At 38.8% G+C, this 23,983-nt stretch carries 22 protein-coding genes and 2 tRNA genes; 16 read left to right on the top strand and 8 right to left on the bottom strand.

The genetic code is table 11. The annotated features are described in order from the left end of the window. Window positions 1-22: 22 nt before the first annotated feature. The 3 genes from I597_RS04160 (at window position 23) to I597_RS04150 (ending at window position 2,350) form a co-directional block, all read left to right on the top strand. Entirely contained in the window at window positions 23-907 is an 885-nt protein-coding gene (locus I597_RS04160; RefSeq protein ID WP_035326711.1) for a DMT family transporter, read from the top strand. A gap of 323 nt (window positions 908-1,230) precedes the next feature. Continuing rightward, a complete protein-coding gene (locus I597_RS04155) occupies window positions 1,231-1,782 on the top strand; it encodes a Riean_0653 family protein (protein WP_035326709.1) in 552 nt (183 codons plus the stop codon). A 22-nt stretch (window positions 1,783-1,804) separates the two neighbouring features. Beyond that, a complete protein-coding gene (locus I597_RS04150; protein WP_035326706.1) occupies window positions 1,805-2,350 on the top strand; it encodes a Riean_0653 family protein in 546 nt (181 codons plus the stop codon). A 112-nt stretch (window positions 2,351-2,462) separates the two neighbouring features. Here I597_RS04150 and pckA read toward each other — a convergent pair whose 3' ends face one another. Next, window positions 2,463-4,076, bottom strand: a complete 1,614-nt coding sequence (gene pckA, locus I597_RS04145) for a phosphoenolpyruvate carboxykinase (ATP) (RefSeq protein ID WP_035326704.1) — start codon at window positions 4,074-4,076, stop codon at window positions 2,463-2,465. A 74-nt stretch (window positions 4,077-4,150) separates the two neighbouring features. Continuing rightward, entirely contained in the window at window positions 4,151-4,531 is a 381-nt protein-coding gene (locus tag I597_RS04140; RefSeq protein WP_035326702.1) for a DUF423 domain-containing protein, read from the bottom strand. An 80-nt stretch (window positions 4,532-4,611) separates the two neighbouring features. Here I597_RS04140 and I597_RS04135 point away from each other — a divergent pair, with 80 nt between their 5' ends. Further along, on the top strand, window positions 4,612-5,982 hold the full coding sequence (locus tag I597_RS04135) for a saccharopine dehydrogenase family protein (RefSeq protein ID WP_035328958.1): 1,371 nt from the start codon (window positions 4,612-4,614) through the stop codon (window positions 5,980-5,982). Window positions 5,983-6,079: 97 nt separating this feature from the next. Continuing rightward, window positions 6,080-6,550 (top strand): Lrp/AsnC ligand binding domain-containing protein, encoded by a 471-nt coding sequence (locus I597_RS04130; protein ID WP_035326699.1) that lies wholly within the window; start codon window positions 6,080-6,082, stop codon window positions 6,548-6,550. A 79-nt stretch (window positions 6,551-6,629) separates the two neighbouring features. Here the strand turns inward: I597_RS04130 and I597_RS04125 are convergent, their stop codons facing one another. After that, on the bottom strand, window positions 6,630-6,974 hold the full coding sequence (locus I597_RS04125) for a TM2 domain-containing protein (protein WP_035326692.1): 345 nt from the start codon (window positions 6,972-6,974) through the stop codon (window positions 6,630-6,632). Window positions 6,975-7,025: 51 nt separating this feature from the next. Here I597_RS04125 and I597_RS04120 point away from each other — a divergent pair, with 51 nt between their 5' ends. Further along, entirely contained in the window at window positions 7,026-7,904 is an 879-nt protein-coding gene (locus tag I597_RS04120) for a hypothetical protein (RefSeq protein ID WP_035326682.1), read from the top strand. Between the two features lie 78 nt (window positions 7,905-7,982). Here the strand turns inward: I597_RS04120 and I597_RS04115 are convergent, their stop codons facing one another. Both I597_RS04115 and ahcY read right to left on the bottom strand, forming a co-directional pair. After that, window positions 7,983-8,486, bottom strand: coding sequence for a DUF6252 domain-containing protein (locus I597_RS04115; protein ID WP_035326681.1), 504 nt, complete (start codon window positions 8,484-8,486; stop codon window positions 7,983-7,985). 141 nt (window positions 8,487-8,627) lie between these two features. After that, on the bottom strand, window positions 8,628-9,944 hold the full coding sequence (gene ahcY, locus I597_RS04110; protein WP_035326680.1) for an adenosylhomocysteinase: 1,317 nt from the start codon (window positions 9,942-9,944) through the stop codon (window positions 8,628-8,630). 72 nt (window positions 9,945-10,016) lie between these two features. Between ahcY and I597_RS04105 the strand changes: the two genes are divergently transcribed. From I597_RS04105 to I597_RS04065, 9 genes are all read left to right on the top strand, one after another. Beyond that, complete coding sequence (locus I597_RS04105) at window positions 10,017-10,664, top strand: 4'-phosphopantetheinyl transferase family protein (RefSeq protein WP_035326678.1); 648 nt, start codon at window positions 10,017-10,019, stop codon at window positions 10,662-10,664. Window positions 10,665-10,804: 140 nt separating this feature from the next. Continuing rightward, window positions 10,805-13,684 (top strand): leucine--tRNA ligase, encoded by a 2,880-nt coding sequence (gene leuS / locus I597_RS04100; protein ID WP_035326676.1) that lies wholly within the window; start codon window positions 10,805-10,807, stop codon window positions 13,682-13,684. A 56-nt stretch (window positions 13,685-13,740) separates the two neighbouring features. Continuing rightward, complete coding sequence (locus I597_RS04095) at window positions 13,741-14,010, top strand: SemiSWEET family sugar transporter (RefSeq protein ID WP_193352751.1); 270 nt, start codon at window positions 13,741-13,743, stop codon at window positions 14,008-14,010. Between the two features lie 125 nt (window positions 14,011-14,135). After that, window positions 14,136-15,242: an alanine dehydrogenase gene (gene ald / locus I597_RS04090; RefSeq protein WP_035326674.1), complete on the top strand. Its 1,107-nt coding sequence runs from the start codon at window positions 14,136-14,138 to the stop codon at window positions 15,240-15,242. A 189-nt stretch (window positions 15,243-15,431) separates the two neighbouring features. Next, window positions 15,432-16,133, top strand: a complete 702-nt coding sequence (locus tag I597_RS04085) for a zinc metallopeptidase (protein WP_236626648.1) — start codon at window positions 15,432-15,434, stop codon at window positions 16,131-16,133. Between the two features lie 143 nt (window positions 16,134-16,276). Beyond that, on the top strand, window positions 16,277-16,594 hold the full coding sequence (gene trxA / locus I597_RS04080) for a thioredoxin (RefSeq protein WP_035326672.1): 318 nt from the start codon (window positions 16,277-16,279) through the stop codon (window positions 16,592-16,594). A gap of 202 nt (window positions 16,595-16,796) precedes the next feature. After that, complete coding sequence (locus I597_RS04075) at window positions 16,797-17,345, top strand: ClpP family protease (protein WP_035326669.1); 549 nt, start codon at window positions 16,797-16,799, stop codon at window positions 17,343-17,345. 85 nt (window positions 17,346-17,430) lie between these two features. Then, window positions 17,431-18,372, top strand: a complete 942-nt coding sequence (locus I597_RS04070) for a DUF58 domain-containing protein (protein WP_035326666.1) — start codon at window positions 17,431-17,433, stop codon at window positions 18,370-18,372. Between the two features lie 154 nt (window positions 18,373-18,526). Beyond that, window positions 18,527-18,600 (top strand) — tRNA-Asp (locus tag I597_RS04065). Window positions 18,601-18,885: 285 nt separating this feature from the next. Here the strand turns inward: I597_RS04065 and I597_RS04060 are convergent. The 3 genes from I597_RS04060 to I597_RS04050 form a co-directional block, all read right to left on the bottom strand. After that, on the bottom strand, window positions 18,886-19,551 hold the full coding sequence (locus I597_RS04060; RefSeq protein ID WP_035326663.1) for a helix-turn-helix domain-containing protein: 666 nt from the start codon (window positions 19,549-19,551) through the stop codon (window positions 18,886-18,888). Beyond that, window positions 19,551-21,215: a tetratricopeptide repeat-containing sensor histidine kinase gene (locus tag I597_RS04055; RefSeq protein ID WP_081964999.1), complete on the bottom strand. Its 1,665-nt coding sequence runs from the start codon at window positions 21,213-21,215 to the stop codon at window positions 19,551-19,553. Before I597_RS04055 ends, I597_RS04060 begins: the two co-directional genes overlap by 1 nt. A gap of 288 nt (window positions 21,216-21,503) precedes the next feature. Beyond that, window positions 21,504-21,577 (bottom strand) — tRNA-Asn (locus I597_RS04050). A gap of 506 nt (window positions 21,578-22,083) precedes the next feature. On the opposite strand from I597_RS04050, the gene I597_RS04045 reads away from it, so the two are divergent. Then, complete coding sequence (locus tag I597_RS04045) at window positions 22,084-23,958, top strand: T9SS type B sorting domain-containing protein (RefSeq protein ID WP_035326658.1); 1,875 nt, start codon at window positions 22,084-22,086, stop codon at window positions 23,956-23,958. Window positions 23,959-23,983: the final 25 nt, after the last annotated feature.

Below are 23,983 nucleotides of genomic sequence, written 5' to 3'. Positions count from 1 at the left end.
TTTGCATTCTTAAATCAAAGCAATGCCAAACAAGTCTTTAAAATGGATATATCTCTTTGTATTATCCATTATCTGGGGTAGTTCTTTTATCCTTATTAAAAAAGGGCTTGTAGGTCTAGACCCATTGCAACTAGGAGCATTACGTATTTTATTTTCGGCAACGGTGTTATTGCTCTTTGGGTGGAAAAGTCTCAAAAAGATAAAAAAACAAGACTGGAAGTGGATAGGTATTACCGGTATACTAGGCACAGGGCTGCCCGTATTTTTATTTGCCTTTGCAGAGACAGAGATAGATAGTGCTGTGGTAGGTATTTTAAACTCTAGCGTACCCTTACTGGCATTTATTTTTGGGATACTACTCTTTGGAGCACAATTTATACAACGGCAGTTTATAGGTGTACTTTTAGGGCTTGTGGGTGCTGGGGCTCTTATTTATATAGGCGCTCAAATTAATGAAGGTCAAAATTATTGGTATGCCTCATTGGTCATTATAGCAGCCTCCTTTTATGCACTTAATGTAAATATTATAAAAAGACATTTGCAAGAAGTGCCTGCCATCGCTATTGCGGCTGGTAACTTTGTCTTTCTCATTATACCCGCGGCAATTATACTCGCTATTTCTGGTTTTTTTGATTTACCCGTTACTACAGACGCTACGCTACAGCAGTCTATAGGGTACATCGTGATTCTCTCTATATTTGGCACTGCACTAGCAAAAGTGATGTTTAACAAACTTGTGCAAATGAGCAATCCCGTCTTTGCATCTTCTGTTACCTACTTGATGCCTATTATATCTGTAATGTGGGGACTGCTAGATGGCGAGGCCTTTACAATGCTTCAGTTTATTGCCACCCTTATCATTCTTGTAGGTGTTTATATAGGTAATAGCGCCAGAAGAAAAGCATAAGCGCTGTAAAAACAACCTTTACTATGTAGGTTCACGCTTTCGCGAAAGCGTATTACCCCACATTTACATTCTCAATAGTGAGTCGCTACGCTATTTATAAGGGAGAAACACTTTATTAAAATCTCCTCACAATGTTATCTAAACATTAAGAAACAGCCTCATTAAGAAAACCTTAAGATATTTTAGCAGGATAATAAATAGTTTAGAAAGAATTGAAAGAGTTCTAAAGAAAATTATCACTATAAATACAGTAGCGTCTTTAAAAGGCGTTACACTCCCTCTCTACAATGAGCTTAAGAGACATAAATTATAAAAACATACCTATGAAAAGAACATTCTTTCTTTTACTACTAGCATCACTGTTCTTAATTAACTGCAATAATGATGACAATGGCGATGACGGCCCTACAGACCCGCTAGATGAGCTCCCCGCTGCAACACAAACAGGAGCACAGACGCTAGGATGCCTTATAAATGGAGAGCCATTTATCCCTTCTAATTTTGGAAATAGTGCTCCAAATGCTTTCTATCAATTTGTAGATGGGGCTTATACACTTTCTATTTCTGCATCGTCAGGAGGGGGTGATTCATTCCAGTCCATTCTTATTGGAACAATTGATAATCCACAAATTATTGATGAAAATAGCTCTTATGAATTAATAAGCTGTGCTTTACCTAACTATTGCGGCGAACTTACCTCATTCCCTGATGAATTGATAGCTGTCAACTCACAAAATAGTAACCCAGGTCTACTTACAATTACCCGTTTTGATGAATCCATCATCTCTGGAACTTTTGCCTTTACGGTCTTAGACAATGATGGTAATGAGATTACCATTACAGACGGTCGCTTTGACCTTAATTATACCAACTAACATTTTTAAAACACACATACATATGAAAAGAACATTCTTTTTTTTACTACTAGCATCATTATTCTTAGTTAACTGTAATAATGATGACAATGGTGATGACGGCCCTACAGACCCACTAGATGAGCTCCCCGCTGCCACCCAGACGGGGGCGCAGACTATGGGATGCCTTATAAATGGGGAACCTTGGGTACCTCCAAGCATAGGTGCTAATAGACCCAATGCTTTTTATCAATTTGTAGATGGGGCCTATACACTAAGTATTTCTGGTGTAACCGGAGGGGGTAGTGAATCCCAACAGATTATAGTGGGCTGTGTTGATGTGCCAGAAATCATAATTGAAGGTTCTTCGTATAATCTCTTAGATTTCGCATCAGGAAATTATTTCGCTGAATATACTGCATCAGCAGTTATCGAAGGCAGTCCTTCTGATGATAATCCTGGCGTATTGACAATTACCCGTTTTGATGACTCGATCATCTCTGGAACTTTTGAGTTTACCGTCTTAGACAATGATGGTAATGAGATTAACATTACAGGCGGTCGCTTTGACCTCAATTATACCAACTAACATTTTTAAAGCAACTTTTACTATGTAAGGTTCACGCTTTCGCGAAAGCGTAAAAAAAAGAAAAGCGGTCTACCGAAGTAAACCGCCTTTCACCAACTAAACTGTCTTTAATCTAGCCTAATGGTGGCTGTCCATTCATAATCTCTTCACTTGCATATGCTTCAAACTGCTTGAAGTTTTCTTTAAAAGATCTTGCAAGCTTGTTTGCCGTTTCATAGTAACCTTTATCATTATTCCACGTTGCGCGTGGGCTCAATACTTCTGTAGGTACTCCTGGACACGTACGTGGTTGCGCTAGTCCAAAAACTGAGTGTATGTGATAGTCATCGTGCGTGGTTTCTTGTGGTAACTTCCCTTCCATCGCAGCTTTAATCATTGCACGCGTGTACTTTAACTTCATACGTGACCCTACTCCGTAAGGTCCGCCGGTCCATCCTGTGTTGATAAGCCATACATTTACTCCCGCCTCTGTCATTTTCTTACTAAGCATCTCTGCATATTTTGTAGGGTGAAGCGGCATAAATGGCGCTCCAAAACACGCCGAAAATGAGGGTACAGGCTCATTTACTCCTGCCTCAGTACCAGCAACCTTTGCAGTATACCCACTTATAAAGTGGTATGCGGCTTGACCTGGTGTAAGCTTAGAGATAGGAGGCAGTACTCCAAAGGCATCTGCCGTAAGGAAGAAAATGTTTTTTGGGTTTTTACCTAGTGATGGTACCTGTATATTCTCAATGTGATCTATAGGGTAACTTACACGTGTGTTTTGTGTGATAGATGTATCTTCAAAAGCTACATTACCCTGCTCATCTAGTATGACATTCTCTAGTATGGCTCCTGGCTTTATAGCATTGTAGATATCTGGTTCATTTTCGGCAGAGAGGTTAATCACTTTTGCATAACAGCCACCCTCAAAGTTAAAGATGATGTTTTCTTTAGTCCATCCGTGCTCATCATCACCTATAAGCTTGCGCTCAGGGTCTGCAGAGAGTGTGGTTTTACCTGTTCCAGAAAGTCCAAAAAAGATAGCGGTCTCACCGTTATCACCCACGTTTGCACTACAGTGCATAGGTAATGTCTCTTTTTCTACAGGAAGTATAAAGTTAAGTGCAGAGAAGATTCCTTTTTTAATCTCACCTGTATAACCTGTACCTCCTATAATAATGGTTTTTTCTGTAAAAGATAATATAGCAAAGTTGCTCTGGCGTGTACCATCTACAGCTGGATCTGCTAGAAAGCCCGGTGCGTTTAAGATAGTCCACTCTGGGTCAAATCCTTTAAGCTCCTCTTCTGTAGGTCTAAGAAACATATTATATGCAAACATATTAGACCAAGGGTACTCGTTTACAACGCGTATGTTGAGTTTGTAATCTTTATCTGCACACGCATAACTGTCACGCACGTAGATTTCTTTTTCTGAGAGGTAGTTTGCAACCTTTGTTTTAAGTTTTGCAAACGCCTCTTCTCCAAAGGGGAGGTTTATATCTCCCCACCAGACTTTATCTTCTGTTTTTGCATCCCTTACGATAAAACGATCCATAGGAGATCTACCTGTAAACTTACCTGTGTTTACAGCGAGAGCGCCAGATGATGCGGTTTTACCCATATCATTTTCTACAGCAATTTGATGTAGTTTTTCGGGAGAAAGTTGGTAGTTGATTTTGGCATTTTTTATGCCAATTTTTTCTAATGAGAGTGTCTTCGATGCTAAGCTATCTGCGACCATACCAATGAGTTTTGTGTTGTTTTATGACACAAAAGTAAGAAGTCTAATCTAGGTACTATAACGTTTTCGCTGTTTTATTTAGATTTTATGAATTGCACTAGGAGTATTACCCAGCTCACAATGAGCAAAGTACCTCCTAGAGGGGTGATAAGCGCAATTTTTGTGATGTCAAAACTGGTCAAATCATTAGTAGCAAGCCCATAAATAGAGCCAGAAAAGAATAGTATACCTATAACCGTAAGTATGAGAAGTATCCTCTTTGACTTTTCGCTTAAAGCGAAAACAGATATGAGTAATAGCAACAAGGCGTGATACATCTGGTATTTTACACCTGTCTCAAATGTAGAAAGTGCATATGTATCAAGAACTTTTTCTAGCCCGTGAGCCCCAAAGGCGCCAATAACTACAGCCGTTAACCCAAATATCGCACCCGCTATACGTAACTTTTTATCCATAATCTTACTATTATATGCTTTACAAAAGTGTACATTTAAACCTGCAGAAATCAAACACAAAACTACAAAATACACCACCAATGCGAAAGATTCTAGTCATAGGAGCCGGTAAATCTACTAGCCAACTCGTAAACTACCTACTCAATAAATCTGCAGCAGAAGATTTGCACATAACCGTAGGTGATATCTCTCTTGAAAATGCTCAAAAGCTTATAAATAAGCACGATAACGGGACAGCTATCTCACTAGATGTTTTTGATAAAACACAACGAGAGCAAGCCATACAAGAAGCAACCATCGTTATCTCAATGCTGCCCGCACGTTTTCACATAGAGGTGGCAAAAGACTGCGTGACTTTTAACAAGTCTATAGTGACCGCATCTTATATTTCAAAAGAAATGGAAGGGCTAGATACAGCTGTTAAAGAGAAAGGGCTTGTGTTTATGAATGAGATAGGGCTCGACCCAGGTATAGACCATATGAGTGCTATGCAGGTGCTAGATCGCATACGAGACAAAGGCGGTAAAGTGATACTTTTTGAATCTTTTACTGGTGGACTTGTTGCGCCAGAGAGTGATACCAACCTCTGGAACTATAAATTCACCTGGAATCCTCGCAATGTGGTACTTGCCGGTCAAGGTGGTGCGGCAGAGTTTATACAAGAAGGCACCTACAAATACATTCCTTACCAAAGACTCTTTAGACGTACAGAATTTTTAGAAATAGAAGGCCACGGAAGATTTGAAGGATATGCAAACCGCAACTCACTCAAGTATCGCTCTATTTATGGCCTTGATGATATCCCTACGCTTTACCGAGGCACCATACGCAGGGTGGGCTTTTCTAGAGCTTGGAATCTTTTTGTAATGCTAGGTATGACAGATGATAGCTACCAGCTTCAAAATACAGAGACAATGAGTTATCGCGATTTTACAAATCTCTTCCTGCCCTACTCACCTACAGACTCTGTAGAGCTCAAGCTACGTCACTATCTTAAAATTGATCAAGATGACCTGCTGTGGGATAAATTACTTGAACTTGACATCTTTAACCCTTCAAAAAAATTAGGGCTTACAAATGCAACTCCAGCACAAGCACTACAACGCATACTAGAAGACAAGTGGACACTCGCTCCAGAAGATAAGGATATGATTGTAATGTATCATAAATTTGGCTACGAGCTCAATGGCACTCGCAAGCAAATAGATGCGACTATGGTAAACATAGGAGAAGATCAAGTAGAAACTGCAATGGCAAGAACCGTAGGACTCCCAGTGGCAATGGCCACACTACGCATACTCAATGGTGAGATTACCACACCGGGCGTTCAGTTACCTATTAATCGTGAGGTTTATGAGCCTATTCTTAAAGAGCTAGAAGAATACGGAATCACCTTTAAAGAGTACGAGGTAGACTACCTAGGCTATAACCCAGATAATGTAGGGGGATAGTTTTACGCTTTCGCGAAAGCGTCACAAAATACACGCAACTCAATTACACATTACAAGTTATTACGTATCTTTCTCTTTCGATTTACAATCACAAGCGATGAAAATAGTTAAAGACGAACTGGTTATAGACGGTATAGATAAAATTATCTTGCGCCAGCTTATGGAAGATGCTCGTAAACCTATACTTGAGATTGCTCGTAAAGTGGGTATCTCTGGTGCTGCCATACACCAGCGTTTACGTAAGCTAGAAAAATCTGGTCTCATTGCCGGTTCAAAATTTATTATAGACCCAAAAGTACTGGGCTATCGCACCCAGGCTTTTATAGGTGTTTATCTAGAGCGTGCAGCAAATAATGCAAGAGCCGTAAGACAACTTAAGGATATCCCAGAGGTAATAGAGTGTCACTACACTACAGGTAACTGGTCTGTTTTGATCAAGATTCTTTGTAAAAACAATGAGGATCTTATGAACTTACTTAACAAAAAGATACAAGCTATAGACGGGGTTTCCCGCACAGAAACCTTTATCTCCCTAGACCAGCAAATAGACAGACAGATAAAAATATAAGCTAGAGCTTATATATACTTCATAAAAAAAGCCTCTCCATATGGAGAGGCTTTACTTTTTATAAAAAAGAAACTATAAATTATAGCCCTGGGTATGTGCCAGATAGTATCTCAATACCATCTATTACCCATCCTACCACAAAGAAACCTGCTGTAAGAATAAATAAAATGTTCCACCCTATAGGGCTTCCTAGGTACCATCTGTGTCCTGCAAAACCTCCTAAAAATAACCATAGAAGTATAGCTATAAGTTGGCGGTCTGCCTCTACAGCAGCAGGAGATGTAAGCACCTCTGTTGTGTCATCTTCTGCAAGAGTCACACCTTCTACAGCTGCAACAGCTGTTCTCTGTACTGGAAATCCAGCATATGTATTTGTAACTGAAAGCAGTACAAACGCAAATAATAATGTAATTTTGAGTCTCATAATTTGGATGTGAATTGGTTATCTATTAATAAATGTACTCAAAATAATTATATGACCTTAAAAGCTACACTACTTTTTATTTTATCGTTTTCTAGTTTTACAGTTTTTAGTCAACTAGATGATTATGAGTACACAGGAGTTATTAAGCTTAATGACTCTGCCTTTATATCTTATAAACTAGTCTTTGAAGAATTAGATGGAAAGATTCAAGGGTACTCTATGTCTGACCTAGGTGGTAAGCACGAGACCAAGTCTAATATAAAAGGTACTTATGATAGTGATAAAAAAGAATTTTCTTTTGCCGAGTATGATATCATCTATACAAAATCTCCGCTAGGAGAAATTGATATGTGTCTAGTTAATTTTTCTACTAGAATGCGCAACCTAGAGAAAAACAAAGCATTTAGCGGTGATTTTAAAGGCCTGTACCCAGATAAAACAGCTTGCCTAGACGGGATGCTTATAATGGCCGCATCAGAAAGAGTACAAGAGCGTATTGCAAAACTAGACGAAAGAATACAAAAGTCTAAAAAAGTAAGTCAAGAAGTAAAGGATAAAATTTCTGCAAAGCGATCTGTAGACACACTTACTATGAGTGTAGTAAGAAAAGATGAAAACCTCAACATATTTGCAAAGAGTAAGGAGTTAACAATTTCGATTTACGACTCTGGAAAAGTAGATGATGACCGTATTAATCTATACGTAGATGACAAGCTTATACTAGAAAACTACGCTATCACTCGTGAGAAAAAGAATATACCCGTAACAATTACAAATAAAACCGCAGTCGTACGGGTGGAGGCTGTAAATGAGGGAACCTCATCACCTAACACGGTAAAGGTTGAAGTAAAAGACGGAGCCAGTCTCATAACTACAAGAACAAGTCTTAAAAAGGGTGAAAAGGCAGCACTTACACTAGTAAAGCAGTAGCTACACCATAAAAAACAGTAAAGCCCTTATGCTTTTAAAAAACATAAGGGCTTTAAACTTTAAAAGAATTAGCTGTTTTTACTCTACAGTGATTTCTATACCTGTCATACTACCACTGGTAACAGACAGAAACTCATCTGAGATTGCTGTATTTTTTAGCTCTCCAGAAAAAGACCCAAAAACAAAATTCAGATCTAGATCAAGGCTGTTAAGGTTTATTGAGCCTACAGTTTCTAGATTTGTTCTATAAGTCACGCCTCCTGTTTCAAACTGTATAGAAGCTGGCAATATCTCGTCTGCCGTGTTGTATGATTGTTCCATCACTAGTGGTGCATCTGGATTTGAAGAGCCTATTGTAAGTGTAAGCTTCTCGCTTCCTGTATCGTTTGTGGCAGTTACTACAAAGCGTCTACCGTCATTACTTAAAACTGCTGTAGGCATATCTGTGCGAAATGCCGCTCCCCCTACAGAGGCTCTAAATTTTACACTAGGTGCCTCGGCTGGGCCATCATCATCACCGCAGCTTGCTATCAAGCCAAATGTTATTAATAGTACTGCAATCTTTAGAAATCTTAAATTCATTAGTTGTTTTTTGAGTGAGCAGCAAAAGTAATCAGTTTCAAATAAATCTACGGCAATAAAAAACCCACGCTATAAACGTGGGTTTTTCTTTGTAATATTTTCGCGAAAGCGAAAAAATTGTTCTGTCTATACGACTCGCTCTTAGTATCTGTAGTACTCAGGCTTAAATGGCCCTTCTACTGTCACACCGATGTAATCTGCTTGATCTTTAGAAAGTGTTTCTAGCTCTGCTCCTAGTCTTGATAAGTGCAATGCTGCTACTTTTTCATCTAGGTGCTTAGGTAGCATATAAACTTCGTTATTGTACTTCTCGCTATTGTTCCAAAGCTCGATTTGTGCTAGTGTCTGGTTTGTAAATGAGTTACTCATTACAAAACTAGGGTGACCAGTTGCACAACCTAAGTTTACAAGACGACCTTCTGCAAGCACGATAATATCTTTACCATCTATCGTATACTTATCTACTTGAGGTTTGATTTCATCCTTTGTAGCTCCGTGGTTACCGTTTAACCAAGCCATATCGATTTCATTATCAAAGTGACCTATGTTACAAACGATTACTTTATCACGCATTGCCTCAAAGTGCTCACCTCGTATAATGTCTTTGTTTCCTGTAGTTGTGATAACGATATCTGCATTACCTACTACGTTTTTTAGTTTCTTAACTTCAAAGCCGTCCATTGCTGCTTGAAGCGCACAAATTGGATCAATTTCTGTTACTGTAACGATAGATCCAGCTCCTTTAAAAGAAGCTGCAGTTCCTTTACCTACATCTCCGTATCCACATACTACTACACGCTTTCCAGCAAGCATAGTATCTGTTGCACGACGTATAGCATCTACCGCACTCTCACGACATCCGTATTTGTTATCAAATTTAGACTTAGTTACAGAATCGTTTACGTTTATAGCTGGCATAGGTAACGTTCCATTCTTTACACGCTCGTAAAGACGGTGTACACCCGTTGTAGTTTCTTCAGAAAGACCTTTGATATCTCCTGCTAGTTCTGGGTAACGGTCAAGTACCATATTTGTAAGGTCTCCTCCATCATCAAGAATCATATTAAGCGGCTTGCGATCTTCTCCAAAGAAAAGTGTTTGCTCGATACACCAGTCAAATTCTTCTTCGTTCATTCCTTTCCAAGCATATACTGGGATACCAGCCTCTGCGATTGCTGCAGCTGCTTGATCTTGAGTAGAGAAGATGTTACAAGAAGACCAAGTTACCTCTGCTCCTAGCGCTTTTAATGTTTCTATAAGTACTGCAGTCTGGATAGTCATATGTAAACATCCAGCAATACGAGATCCTTTAAGTGGTTGCTCGTCCTTGTACTCCTCACGTAAAGACATAAGCCCAGGCATCTCTGCCTCTGCTAGTTCTATCTCTTTACGTCCCCAAGCTGCAAGGGAAATATCTTTTACTTTGTACGGTACGTACGGTACTGTCTTATTGCTCATTTTCTTATCTTTATCTTAAATTCATAGACCCGTTAAGGCGGTGCAAATTTACGCAATAACTTAGACACTCTAATGCCTCTTTACAAAACGATAACAGTTTCCCCTACTACAAAAGTATATATCTGGAAGATTGAGGAAAGTCTAGAAACGCTTAAATCTACCCTACCCTTAGGCGAAGGACAAACCCATATCCTTACACCGCATTGCCAAAAAAGACTTGACAGTATGAAGTCTGACCTGCACCAGCGTGGCTTTATGAGCATACGCCACCTACTTGCAGAGGCGGGTTATACCGATTTTGACCTATACTACTCTCCATCTGGCAAGCCTCACCTGCACGATGGCAAGCACATTTCTATAACACATAGCTACACATTTACCGCTATTATTATAAGTGATAACCCAGTAGGAATTGATATCGAGAAGCAGCGGGATAAGATTTTACGCATCGCTCATAAGTTTACACCTATTGAGGAGTATTACACCCTCACCAGCTCTGAGGCTCGCATACGTAAACTCACCTATGTTTGGGGAGCAAAAGAATCGCTATATAAACTATATAATCAAGAGGGGTTGAGTTTCTTAAAGCATATAGATGTGCAAGACTTTGAGATGGACGCCTCACAAACTACAGCAAGAGTGGTCTATAATGGAGCATCTTCAACCTATGCAATTTATCTTATGGAGTTTGAAGGTTTTACCTGCGTGTACGGTTTATAAAGTCTATTTATTGATTAGTCAAAGGTGTTGTAGCAACTCTCACAGCAAGCACTTATTAATCCACATAATTAATTGTAAATTTGCCCCCTTAAATAGGGATGAGTACGCTTTCGCGAAAGCGCATATATAATACACTTACAATGAAATATCACTTTAACGAGATAGAGGCCAAATGGCAAAAATACTGGGCAGATAAGGGCACCTTTAACGCCTCAAACAGCAGTGACAAGCCTAAATATTATGTGCTAGATATGTTTCCTTATCCATCTGGAGCAGGACTGCACGTGGGGCACCCGCTAGGGTATATTGCCAGTGATGTGTATGCGCGTTACAAACGTCTTAAAGGTTTTAATGTATTGCACCCGCAGGGATATGACTCTTTTGGACTTCCAGCAGAGCAATATGCAATACAGACAGGACAACACCCTGCCGTAACCACAAAGGTTAATATAGAAGGCGGTGTAGATAACCAAGGTAATGAGATTGCCGGGTATCGTAACCAGCTTGATAAAATAGGATTCTCTTTTGACTGGAGTCGCGAGGTACGCACCTCAAATCCTGAGTATTATAAATGGACACAATGGATTTTTACAGAGCTATTTAACTCCTGGTACAATAACGACACAAATAAAGCAGAAGGTATAGAAACTCTAGTTTCCGCTTTCGCGAAAGAAGGAAATGGAAATATAAAGGCTGCTTGTGATGATAACATTGAGCCATTTACCGCAGCACAATGGAACGACTTTTCTGAAAACGAAAAACAAGCCATACTCCTACAATACCGCCTCACCTACCTCGCCGAAACAGAAGTAAACTGGTGTCCAGCACTAGGTACTGTACTGGCAAATGATGAGATTGTAAACGGCGTTTCAGAACGAGGAGGACACACCGTAGTGCGCAAAAAAATGACCCAGTGGTCTATGCGCATCTCTGCCTATGCAGAGCGCTTGCTACAAGGGCTTGACAGCTTAGACTGGAGTGAGTCTATAAAAGAAACACAACGCAACTGGATAGGTAAATCTGTAGGAGCTACGGTTTCTTTTAACTTAAAAGATCACGACAAAAAAATAGAAGTATTTACCACACGCCCTGACACTATTTTTGGTGTAAGCTTTATGACACTTGCTCCTGAGCTAGACCTTGTACAAGAGATTACTACTCCAGAGCAAAAAGAAGAAGTAGATGCATACATCGCCTCTACCGCAAAGCGTTCTGAGCGTGAGCGTATGGCAGATGTAAAAACAATCACGGGAGCATTTACAGGAGCCTATGCAGAGCACCCATTTACAAAAGAGCCTATACCTATCTGGATAGGTGACTATGTACTTGCGGGTTATGGTACAGGTGCGGTAATGGCAGTACCTTGTGGTGACCAGCGTGATTATGACTTTGCAAAGCATTTTGGAATTGCTATCCCTAATGTTTTTGAAGGGGTAGATATTTCTGAAGAAGCCTTTGCAGATAAGGCAGCTACCGTTATTGCAAATTCTGATTTCTTAAACGGATTAAAGTATAAGAAAGCAGTAAAACTTGCTATCTATGAGTTAGAAAAAATAGGTGCAGGTTCTGGTAAAACAAATTACAGATTACGTGACGCAGTTTTTAGCCGCCAGCGTTATTGGGGAGAACCTTTCCCAGTATATTACAAAGACGGGATGCCTCAAATGATTGATATAGCACATTTACCACTGACGCTTCCAGAAATAGAAAAATACCTCCCTACAGAAGATGGAGAACCACCACTAGGCCGTGCAGATGTATGGGCGTGGGATACTAAGACTAACAAAGTTGTTTCAAACGACCTTATAGGTTCGAGCGCAGTCGAGAACTCGGAGGATAATGGGATTTACCCATTAGAATTAAACACAATGCCAGGCTGGGCAGGTAGTAGCTGGTACTTCTTTAGGTATATGGAAAAAGCACAGCGTGATGCTGTCTTTGCCTCAAAAGAAGCGATGGACTACTGGGGTAATGTAGATTTATACATAGGAGGGTCTGAGCACGGTACCGGTCACTTATTATACTCTCGTTTTTGGGTAAAATTCTTAAAAGACAGAGGACACGTATCTGTAGATGAGCCTTTCCAAAAGATGATTAACCAAGGGATGATCTTGGGGACGAGTGCTTTTGTTTACAGAGAGGAGAATAGCAATACATTCTTGTCACTAGGATTAAGTAAAGACAAGCAGGTACAACCTATACACGCTCCAGTAGCATTTGTAAACGCCTCTGACGAGCTAGATGTAGAAGCTTTTAAAAAATGGAGGCCAGAATTTAAAGATGCAGAGTTTATCCTTGAAGATGGAGTTTACAAAGTAGGCCGCGAGGTTGAAAAAATGTCTAAGTCTAAGTACAACGTCGTAAATCCAGATAAGATTTGTGAGCAATATGGGGCTGACACCTTACGTATGTACGAGATGTTTTTAGGCCCGCTTGAGCAAGCAAAACCTTGGAACACGGCAGGTATTACGGGTGTACATAACTTCTTAAAAAAATTCTGGAAGTTATACCACAATGGCCCAGAGGCTGCTATTAACGTTACAGACACCCCAGCAAGCAAAGACAGCTTAAAAACACTACACAAGACCATAAAAAAAGTACAAGAGGATATTGAGAATTTCTCTTTTAACACCTCTGTATCTACCTTTATGATTGCAGCAAATGAGCTAAGTGTACAAAAGTGTACTTCGCGCGAAGTGCTTGAGCCACTTGCGATACTTATTGCCCCTTATGCACCACACATTGCAGAGGAGCTATGGAGTAAACTGGGTCACACCGAAAGTATTTCTGAAGCTGGCTTCCCGGTTTTTGAAGAAAAGCACCTTGTAGAAAGTGCAAAAAACTATCCTATCTCTTTTAATGGTAAAATGAAATTCACCCTTGAGCTACCATTAGATATGAGTAAGGATGAGATAGAAAAAACCGTAATGGCACACGAAAAAACACAAATGTATCTTGATGGCCGCACACCAAAAAAGGTGATTGTTGTGCCTGGTAAGATTGTAAACATCGTGGGTTAACACACATATACTCTTGCCCGTAAGTCATATTATGGGCAAGATTTAATTACACACTAATGTCTGGAATAGATGATATAGAGATCATAGGTCTCATTGCTGCTACACTTACCACTGCAGCCTTTTTACCCCAAGTATATCAAACTTGGAAAACTAAGGATGTCTCAGGGTTGAGCTTACCTATGTTTACAATGTTTTTTGTAGGCATTGTGTTCTGGCTTATTTATGGAGTGCTTAAAGAAAGTTTATCCATCATACTGGCAAATGCTATTACAGTTATCTCCTCATTTTTACTATTATATTTTAAAATCAAATACGGTAAAAACTAGCATTTACATATTGTTAAAAATGGCTATCTATTTTTAATAATATCACTTTTTACACCCCTGATTTTTAATATTTTATCAGCTTTCATTTTTTACATTTCTGCTACCTTGCCGCAAAAATTTAAGCGATGGTTATAGGGGTACCCACTGAGATTAAAAACAATGAAAACCGAGTGGGCATCACCCCAGGAGGTGTATATGAACTTACAAAACGCGGTCATACAGTATATATTCAAAAGGATGCTGGCGTAAACAGTGGTTTTGTAAACCAGCAATACATAGATGCTGGAGCAAACATACTAGACACCATAGAAGAAGTATATGCAATCGCTCAAATGATTGTAAAGGTTAAGGAGCCTATAGCTCCAGAATACACGCTTATTAAAAAGGACCAGATTGTCTTTACCTATTTTCATTTTGCCTCTAGCGAGCCACTCACAAAAGCAATGATAGCTAGCGGTGCTACTTGTATCGCATATGAAACGGTAGAAGAAGCAGACAGGTCTCTACCACTTCTTACCCCTATGAGCGAGGTCGCTGGGCGTATGTCTATACAACAAGGAGCAAGATATCTTGAGAAACCCGCAAAAGGGCGCGGTGTACTACTAGGTGGTGTGCCAGGCGTGAGCCCTGGTAAAGTACTCGTTCTGGGTGCAGGCGTAGTAGGTATACAGGCAGCCAAAATGGCTGCAGGTCTAGGCGCACACGTCACTATACTTGACATAAGTATGAAGCGACTACGCTATGTAAATGATATAATGCCACCACACGTAGTTACAGAATTCTCAAACGAATTCAACATAAGAAAACATATCAAAACACACGATTTAATCATAGGAGGTGTATTGATACCTGGTGCAAAAGCACCTAAGTTAATCACACGTGATATGCTCAAGGAGATGCGACCTGGTACCGTAATAGTAGATGTAGCGGTAGACCAAGGTGGCTGTGTAGAAACCTCAAAACCTACCACACACCAAGATCCAGTTTTTATCATAGATGATGTGGTGCACTATTGTGTTGCAAATATGCCGGGAGCAGTGCCTTACACCTCTACGGTAGCTCTCACAAACGTTACATTACCCTATGTGCTCAAACTAGCAGACAAAGGCTGGAAAACAGCCTGTGCACAAGATGATGTTCTTAAAAAAGGGGTGAATATTGTTTCCGGAAACGTGGTTTATGAAGAAATCTCTGAGGTTTTTGATATCCCATACACACCACTAGCGATTTAAAAAGGAGGTTGAGTACGCTTTCGCGAAAGCGCAAAAAATCTTTATAGACCTATCACTCCACTAAAGCAATAGATCTACCGACTATTGACACGAAAGAGGTGAGAAAATGTCGTTTTATATTTTGGCGTAGTTTATGCGCTATACTTTTGTAACTTTAGAAACGTAAAACAACTAAAAAAATAAACGACTATGCTAGCAGGATCTATGGGTTACTACATTATAGTAGGAGCCATTGCACTCATAAGCGGACTTGTAAGTTCTAAGCTTAAGAGCAAATTCAAACATTATTCTAACCTACAACTACGCAACGGGATGTCTGGCGCAGAGATTGCCGAAAAGATGCTTGCAGATAATGGAATTACAGATGTAAAAGTAATCTCTGTTGCAGGCCAGCTTACAGACCACTATAACCCTAGAGATAAAACAGTAAACCTAAGCGAGGTTGTTTACAGCCAGCGCAATGCCGCTGCTGCTGCAGTATCTGCCCACGAGGTAGGTCACGCTATACAACACGCTACGGCATATAGCTTTTTACAAATGAGATCTAAGCTTGTGCCCGTGGTAAACATTGCTTCTAAGATGAGTATGTGGGTAATTATGGGTGGTGTTGCACTTATGGCTACTACTAAGATAGGTGGCACTGTTGCCATTATAGGTCTTGCACTTTATGCAATGGGGACACTCTTTAGCCTTATCACACTTCCGGTAGAGTATGATGCAAGTAATAGAGCACTTGCCTGGCTCAAAGCCGAAAATATGGTAACCCCAGAAGAGTATGATGGTGCAGAAGATGCCTTAAAATGGGCAGCACGCACCTATCTTGTTGCCGCTTTAGGATCACTTGCCACTCTCTTATACTTTGCACTACAAGTTTTTGGAAGTAGAAGATAAAAGACTATATAGTAGTTAATTACTTACTATAACCTGCCACAATGACGCGATAGTCAATCCTGATATGCGCATTGTAAGGTTTGGAATTATTATTGACTAACTTTGTATTACAAATTAGAATAACAATTTAACACGATATAGTTATGGCATTAGAAATCACAGATGCAACATTTGAAGAACAAGTATTAAAAAGCGATAAGCCAGTATTAGTAGACTTTTGGGCTGCTTGGTGTGGACCTTGTCGTATGGTAGGACCAGTTATAGAAGAGATTGCTGGAGAGTACGAAGGTAAAGCTATCGTAGGTAAAGTAGACGTAGATGCAAACCAAGAATTTGCAGCAAAATACGGTGTACGTAACATCCCTACAGTACTTATGTTTAAAGACGGTGAAGTAGTAGGACGTCAAGTAGGTGTTGCTCCAAAGGCTACTTATACAGAAGCAATAGACGGACTTTTATAGTCTCCCCTATTTTAATAAGATTATCAGAAAGGTTTGGCACAGTGCCGAGCCTTTTTGTATTTTTAAAGCATTAGATAGAAGGTGTACGCTTTCGCGAAAGCGTAAAATGCAAACTTTACTATTTATGAAATTTATATTGTCTAACACCAATAGATTTTTGCGCAAGCGAAAATGACTAATAGCTGCCAGAGCAGCGATATTTATGGAAAAGAAAATAAAAGTACAAGACGCTATTGACAACCAGTTGCTCAATGATAGAAAGGTATTCCTTTGGGGAATGGTAGATGATAAGAGCGCAAAGCACGTTATAGATAGATTACTATATCTTGACGCACAAGGGCACGATGAGATTCAGTTATTTATAAATAGCCCTGGTGGTTATGTAACTTCTGGGTTTGCAATGTATGACACTATAAAGATGATTAAGAGCCCAGTCTCTACCATCTGTACAGGCCTAGCTGCTAGTATGGGGTCACTATTACTCTCTGTAGGAGAAAAAGGTCGCCGCTTTATACAGCCACACGCTCGTGTTATGATACACCAGCCTTCTGGAGGAGCTAGAGGTCAAGCATCTGATATAGAAATTACTGCACAAGAAATTGTAAAAACAAAAGAGCTTAGCGCACAGATCCTTGCAGATAACTGTGGGCAAACTTTTGATAAAATAATGAAAGACTTCCAGCGTGATCACTGGATGGGTGCAGATGAGTCTGTAGACTACGGTATCGTAGACGGCGTTTACGAAGGATAATAATACTGTCTGCTCGAGCGCAGTCGAGAGATTATGAACTAAGTTTATATAGGTCTCGACTGCGCTCGACCAGACACCCTTCTCTATGGATATAAAATCAGAACTTCATAAAACCTCAGGCTTTGGCAATTTAGAGCTACTAGCGTGCCAGGTGGTAGAGGGATTTATATCTGGTATGCATAAGAGTCCTTTTCACGGCTTCTCGGCAGAGTTTGCAGAACATAAGATTTACAACCCCGGCGAGAGTACAAAACACATAGACTGGAAACTCTATGCAAAGACAGACAGGCTTTATACAAAGCGATATGAAGAAGAAACTAACCTGCGCTGTCACCTTATTGTAGATAATAGTAGTTCTATGCACTATCCTGCTGTAAAAGAGCCGAGCATAACAGAGCTTAACAAGATAAGCTTCTCTGCGCTGGCTAGCGCAGCTATTATGAATCTTATGAAGAAGCAGCGTGATGCTGTGGGAATGAGTATCTATAGTGATACTTATGATTTTTATACAGGAGAAAAAGGTAGCGACAGGCACCACCATATGCTACTAGACCAACTTAATGGTATTATAAATACTACTCGCTCACATAAGGAACAACCTAAAGGCACAGATACTTATAAACACCTTCATCTTATTGCAGAGAAGTTAAAACGTAGGTCCCTGGTTTTTCTTTTTTCTGATATGCTACAAGATGATGTGGAGCAAGAGCAACTTTTTGAAGCCTTACAGCATCTTAAATACAACAAGCACGAAGTAATTTTGTTTCACACCTACAGTAAAGAGAAGGAATATAACTTTGATTTTGACAATAGCCCAAAAAAGTTTGTTGATGTAGAAAGTGGAGCATCTATTAATTTATATGCAGATAGTATACGTGATATTTACAAAAGCTCTGTAGAAACTTATTTTAAAACACTGCAAATCAAGTGTGCACAATATAGAATTAAGTACATTCCTGCGATTATAGAAAACGGCTTTAGCCCTATACTCACGACGTTTTTAGTAGAGCGTCAGAAATTTTTATAAAAATTTTAAAAAATTATTTGGTGCAATTAAAAAGGTGTTCTATATTTGCACCCGCAACAGAGCAACGATGAGTTGTTAGTTCTTGACAAAGGAAATGTAGCAAGTAAAATATTGAAAAATTAAGACAACCTTCAAGTCTATAACATAAGGGAACGGTCTGGTAGTTCAGTTGGTTAGAATATCTGCCTGTCACGCAGGGGGTCGCGAGTTCGAGTCTCGTCCAGACCGCATAATTAAGCCCACATTTGTGGGCTTTTTTTTTACAGTGTTGTGTTGGCCACGTCACACGTGGTAAGGGTTTGTAGTTGAATCCGATGAAGAGCTTTTCCTGATTGGAAAGGCTTTTTTTGTTTTCGGTAAGTTCTGGATAAAATAAAGCACAAAAAAAGAGCACCCGAAGATGCTCTTTAACAAACAAATGCTTTAAGCCCCCCAAAAACTTAAAGCATTACAAGTATATAAGATTGTACTTTCTATACTTTACGGGAATCCACAATTAGAACATTTTTTCTTTTAAATGAGGCCCATATCCTTAACTAGAGCTACAAGATGTATTGCATTATTTGCTCTAAATTGAATTTTCAACTTATTTAGTTTCTTTTCAATAGCACTTACGCTAGAAGGTGATACATTCTTTTCTTTAAGATCATTACTTATTTCTTCTTGAGAGTAGCCATATGAGAGTAATCTCATAAGTGTAATGTCGTACTCATTTATTTCTAGATTTGCATTATTAGATAACGCCATTCCGACTTTAGGGGAGATATAACGATTACCCTCAGAAACAGTTTTAATTGCGTCCTTAAGTTCTGTAATGCCATCCCTGCCTTTACACACAAAAGCATCTATATGGACATCATTATAGAGTTGACGTACTCTTTGAAAGCGGTCTTCTACAGAGTAGACTATTACTTTAATCTCGGGGTGTTCTTTTTTAACAACCTCTGCAAGCGCGTCTCCAGAAGAAAATCGCTGCTTTCTATGATCTGCTGTAAAAGACAAGTCGGTTATTAATAAGTCATAAGGTAAATTATCTCTGTCTGCCTTCTTGATTTGTAAATAAGCCTTATCACAATATGTGACCTGTTTTACTCCATTTATATTTAAACCACTAAGTGTATGCGACACACCTTCATTAATACTGACTAAGTCATCTGCAATTAGAACTTTTTTAAACATTACATCTGGATATTTGCCTGAAAACCTTTATTCTTTTTACTTTCAAATGTAACAGTTCCCTTAAAGGCTTTTATACGGTTTTCCACATTCTGCAAGCCATTTTTATTAGATAGTTCTGATCCTATGCCATTATCCTTATATCTGATTGCAATTTTTTTATGATCTTGATTAAACTCAATGAGGACCAAACTTGCCCTGCCGTGTTTTACTGTATTTGTAATAAGCTCTTGCAAAACTCTATAAATAGCATTCTTCTTCTCGTTAGATATTTGTGCCCATCTCACGCCATCACTATTTCTAGTAACAATATTTAGTGAGTCACTTTGATACCCCAGTAAAAGATCACTTAATGTAGTCTGAAAATTTTTACTGGCATCTATTGGACTTGTCTCTCTAGAGATATCTCGTGTTCTATTATAAATACTTTCTAGGTTATCCATAAGACCAGGATCCAGCTCCTTACTGCTCTGCATATGTGCCATTACTTTATAAATATCATTTGACACCTCATCGTGTATTTTTTTAGAAAAACGAGCCTCTGTTTTAAACATCTCCTCCATCCTTTTTTTCTTGTTTAACAGCCTGGAAATAATAAATACAGCAACAGCAAGAAGTATTAAAAAAATGACTAAAAACTGGTAAAATCTATTTTTAGTTTTTTCCTTTTGAGCAACTAGCTCACTCTCCTGAGCTTCATTTTGAAAGACACTGTAGTCATATTTTTGAGCAATATATTTATTTGCCACTTGTTCTTGCACACTCTGCAAACTATCTGACAATTGCTTATAGGCTAAGGCGTCTATTGTTATACCCGCCTCAATGAGAAGTCCTAAAGCTTCTTTTTGATAAGTAGTACTTCCTAATGAGTTTGCAATTTCATTTGCTTCTTGTGCATACTTACTTGCTTTAAGAAAATTTTCATTATTGCGATAATATTGAGAAAGATGCCTTTTAACAGAAAATAGGCCTCGCACATAAGCGGTTGTCTTATTGATATCTTCTGCGCGCTTCATAAAAGAGAGCCCTTCAAGAGGATGCAAATGAGACAAACTATAACCGTAATTATCAAAAATAGTAGCCAGATATTTTTTTCCTAATATAGAAGTTGAATCAATTACAAAGGGAACAAGCAAGTCTACTGCTTTTTGATAGTCTTCACGATCCATATGGATTGAAGCTATATTATTTGAAAGGATTAAACTATCTCTGTTTTTTGAAAGAAAAGGGAGTGTATTTTCATAATACTTTAGTGCATTATCATCATCTCCTAGCCTTCTATAAAGTCTACCTAGACGGTTTCCTAATCTTATTTTGATATCCTCTCTATCTGTAGTTTTTGATGCTAGATCAAGAGCCTTATAACTTTCTATAGCAGAGATTTCGCTTTTAAAAAACTCACCCATATTAAAATATCCTAGCGAGATAAGATCAAGAATCTGTGCTTTATAATGTAGATCCTCTTTTTTAGTATTAGATTTTAATTCGTTTTCAAAGAAAACCACCCCCTTTTGTATAGCTTCTTTACTAGTAGCACCCATAATAGAATTATAGTAGAAGGTTGTGCTATCAACCTCCTTAGTCTGGCTATGGGCGTGAGAAGCAAAAATTAAAAGATAAAATAGGATAAGAAAAAAAATAGGGAAGCTTAGATCGTATTTCTTCATCTCCCAAATATATTATAATTTCTGTACCTAGTTTATTTCTTACACTGAGAGAGATAAAATACAAGTTTCTATTTTTTTAGTACTTTTAACATCGTTGTGTTGGCCACGTCACACGTGGTAGGATTTGTAGTTGAATCCGGTGAAGAGCTTTTCCTGTAGGAGAGGCTTTTTTTGTTTACAGCACATTCTAAAAAAGATGAGCGCAAAAGAACTTACTATAATCAAAACCTTGTACAAACTATTGAGCATAAAAAAAGCCACACGGACTGTGTGGCTTTTACTTACTAGCTCCTCAACTAAGACTCGAACTTAGGACCCTCTGATTAACAGTCAGATGCTCTAACCAACTGAGCTATTGAGGAGTGTTACTTTTTGTAAGCGGATGCAAATATAAAGCTTTTTTACAATCATCAAAAAAAAATTGACATTTTTTCCACTTTTTTTAGAGATTTATTTTGCCCTCATAACTTAAGCAAAAACCTACCCCCACAAAAGAAATCTACAACTACTTTTTATACAGCTTTTTACGTGTTTACATTATGAATTTCGCGAAAGCGTAACTTTTAAAATGAAAAAATCCCAAGTACAAAAGTTTCTTGGGATTCTTCAAAGATGTTTCTATTTACAACACTTCTAGTAGGAGAAGTACTGCTTTCATTTATGAATTCGGGGAAGTCATAAATGAGTAGTTTTAAATAAAAACAATATACCAACACCTGGTATCAACTATCATTTAGTAGGATTAAATGCTTTATTTATGAAACAGTCTACTCTGTAAAACTCCTACCTCTTATAACGAAATAACATATGGCGTTAGAAGTCAGTATGATAGATATAATTTGTTTCCTATATCTTTGTTATAATCCCTATGAACAAGTCATTTTATATCTTTTTTACCCTATTATCACTTACTACTAGTATTAGTTTTGGGCAATTAGGGTTTTGTTCGGGAGATCTCGGTGCTCCCATATTTGTAGAAGATTTTGGGACGGGTACTAGTAATGGGCCTGCTTTAAGCACAGATATAACTTCTTATACATATGTAGATAGCGGTCCAGAAGATGGCTTTTATACAATCTCTTCACAAATGCAACAACTAGGCGCGTTTCATATAGGGCCAGATCATACTCCTGGTGATGCTAATGGAAAGGCGTTTATAGTAAACGCGAGCTTTACTGCAGATCAATTTTATCAAAAAACAATAAGTGGTCTTTGTGAAAACACTTCATATGAGTTTTCTGCATTTTTACAAAACCTCTATAATATCAACTCTGCAGTATGCGGCGGAAACGGCATACCAGTAAATGTAAGGTTTCAAATATGGGATAGTTCTGATACCGCACTTTTAGCCTCAGGAGATACGGGCGATATTGCCGGAACGGCAAATCCTATATGGACTCAATACGGTCTCATCTTTGAAACACAAGCAGGACAAAATGAAGTCATATTAAGGATGATTAATAATGGCAACGGTGGCTGTGGTAATGATCTTGCTATAGACGATATAGTCTTTAGAGCCTGTGGAGATGTAAGCACTATAAGCTCAGATATATCTGGAGAAGAAGACATACTAATATGTAATAATCAGAATTCATTTACCACCACACTCTCTGTTGCTCTAAGCAGTGCCGTTTTTTTACAATGGGAAGTGAGTAATGATGCCATAAACTGGACCCCTATTGCTGGGGCTACAAACGGCTCGTATACTACACCTATTTTAAACACTACAACTTACTACAGAGTAAACACAGCAACAGATATAGCAAGTATAGGAAACCCACTTTGCTCTTTTTTATCTGAAGCATATTTAATAGACTTTATAGACGCCCCTCAAGCCCCTTTGAGCAATGGTAATGTAAATGTGTGTGAAAACCAACCTTTACCACCTATCTCAGTCACTGTAGCTACAGGTGAGGATGTACAATGGTACACCTCAGCTACAAGTACAGAAATAATAGCTACTGGAAATTCTTTTACACCTGCATCACCAGGGATCTATTATGCGCAATCTTATGTGCAAGGAACAGAATGCGCGAGTCTATCACGCACACCAGTTACATTATTACAACTACCAGCACCAGTTGTGACAAATCAAGTAGAGCAACGCAATATTTGTATCAACCAAGAGAGTATCGATCTTAATGCAGGTATTACAAATGTGACCTACTTATGGAGCACGGGAGCCACCACACCAGATATCACAATCAGTAATGCCGGAACATATAGCGTGACAATGACAAACACTGCTGGCTGTAGTGTCACAAAAACATTTCAAGTAACTGGCATAGCGTCTCCCCTCGTAGCAAATATTACAACTCAAGGCGAAAACATTATTATAGATGTTGAAAATGAAGGCACCTGGGAATACTCACTCAATGGCTCAATTTATTACACCCAGCCCATATTTAGAAATCAACCTGGAGGCATTAAAACTATTTTTGTTCGTAATACATCGGGCTGCCTTCCTGTTATTATACCGTACTATCATTATAATATTCCCACGTATTTCACCCCAAATGATGACGGAATCAATGACTACTTTTTATTACCAGACGCCACGTACTTTGACACTAGTTTTATACAAGTTTTTAATCGTTATGGTAAGTTAATCGCTAGTGGTAACGGTACCACTTTTACTTGGGATGGGCGATTTAACGGTAAGTTACTCCCGCCAGATGACTACTGGTACGTAATCGAGATAGATAATAAACGTATAACTGGTCACATATCACTACTTTTATAATACTATCTCTTAAAAACAACATCGT

Source organism: Dokdonia donghaensis DSW-1 (genome assembly GCF_001653755.1).
GTDB classification, from domain to species: domain Bacteria; phylum Bacteroidota; class Bacteroidia; order Flavobacteriales; family Flavobacteriaceae; genus Dokdonia; species Dokdonia donghaensis.
The sequence above is the reverse complement of the archived record's forward strand: the minus strand, read 5'-3'. Positions and strand labels throughout refer to the sequence as shown.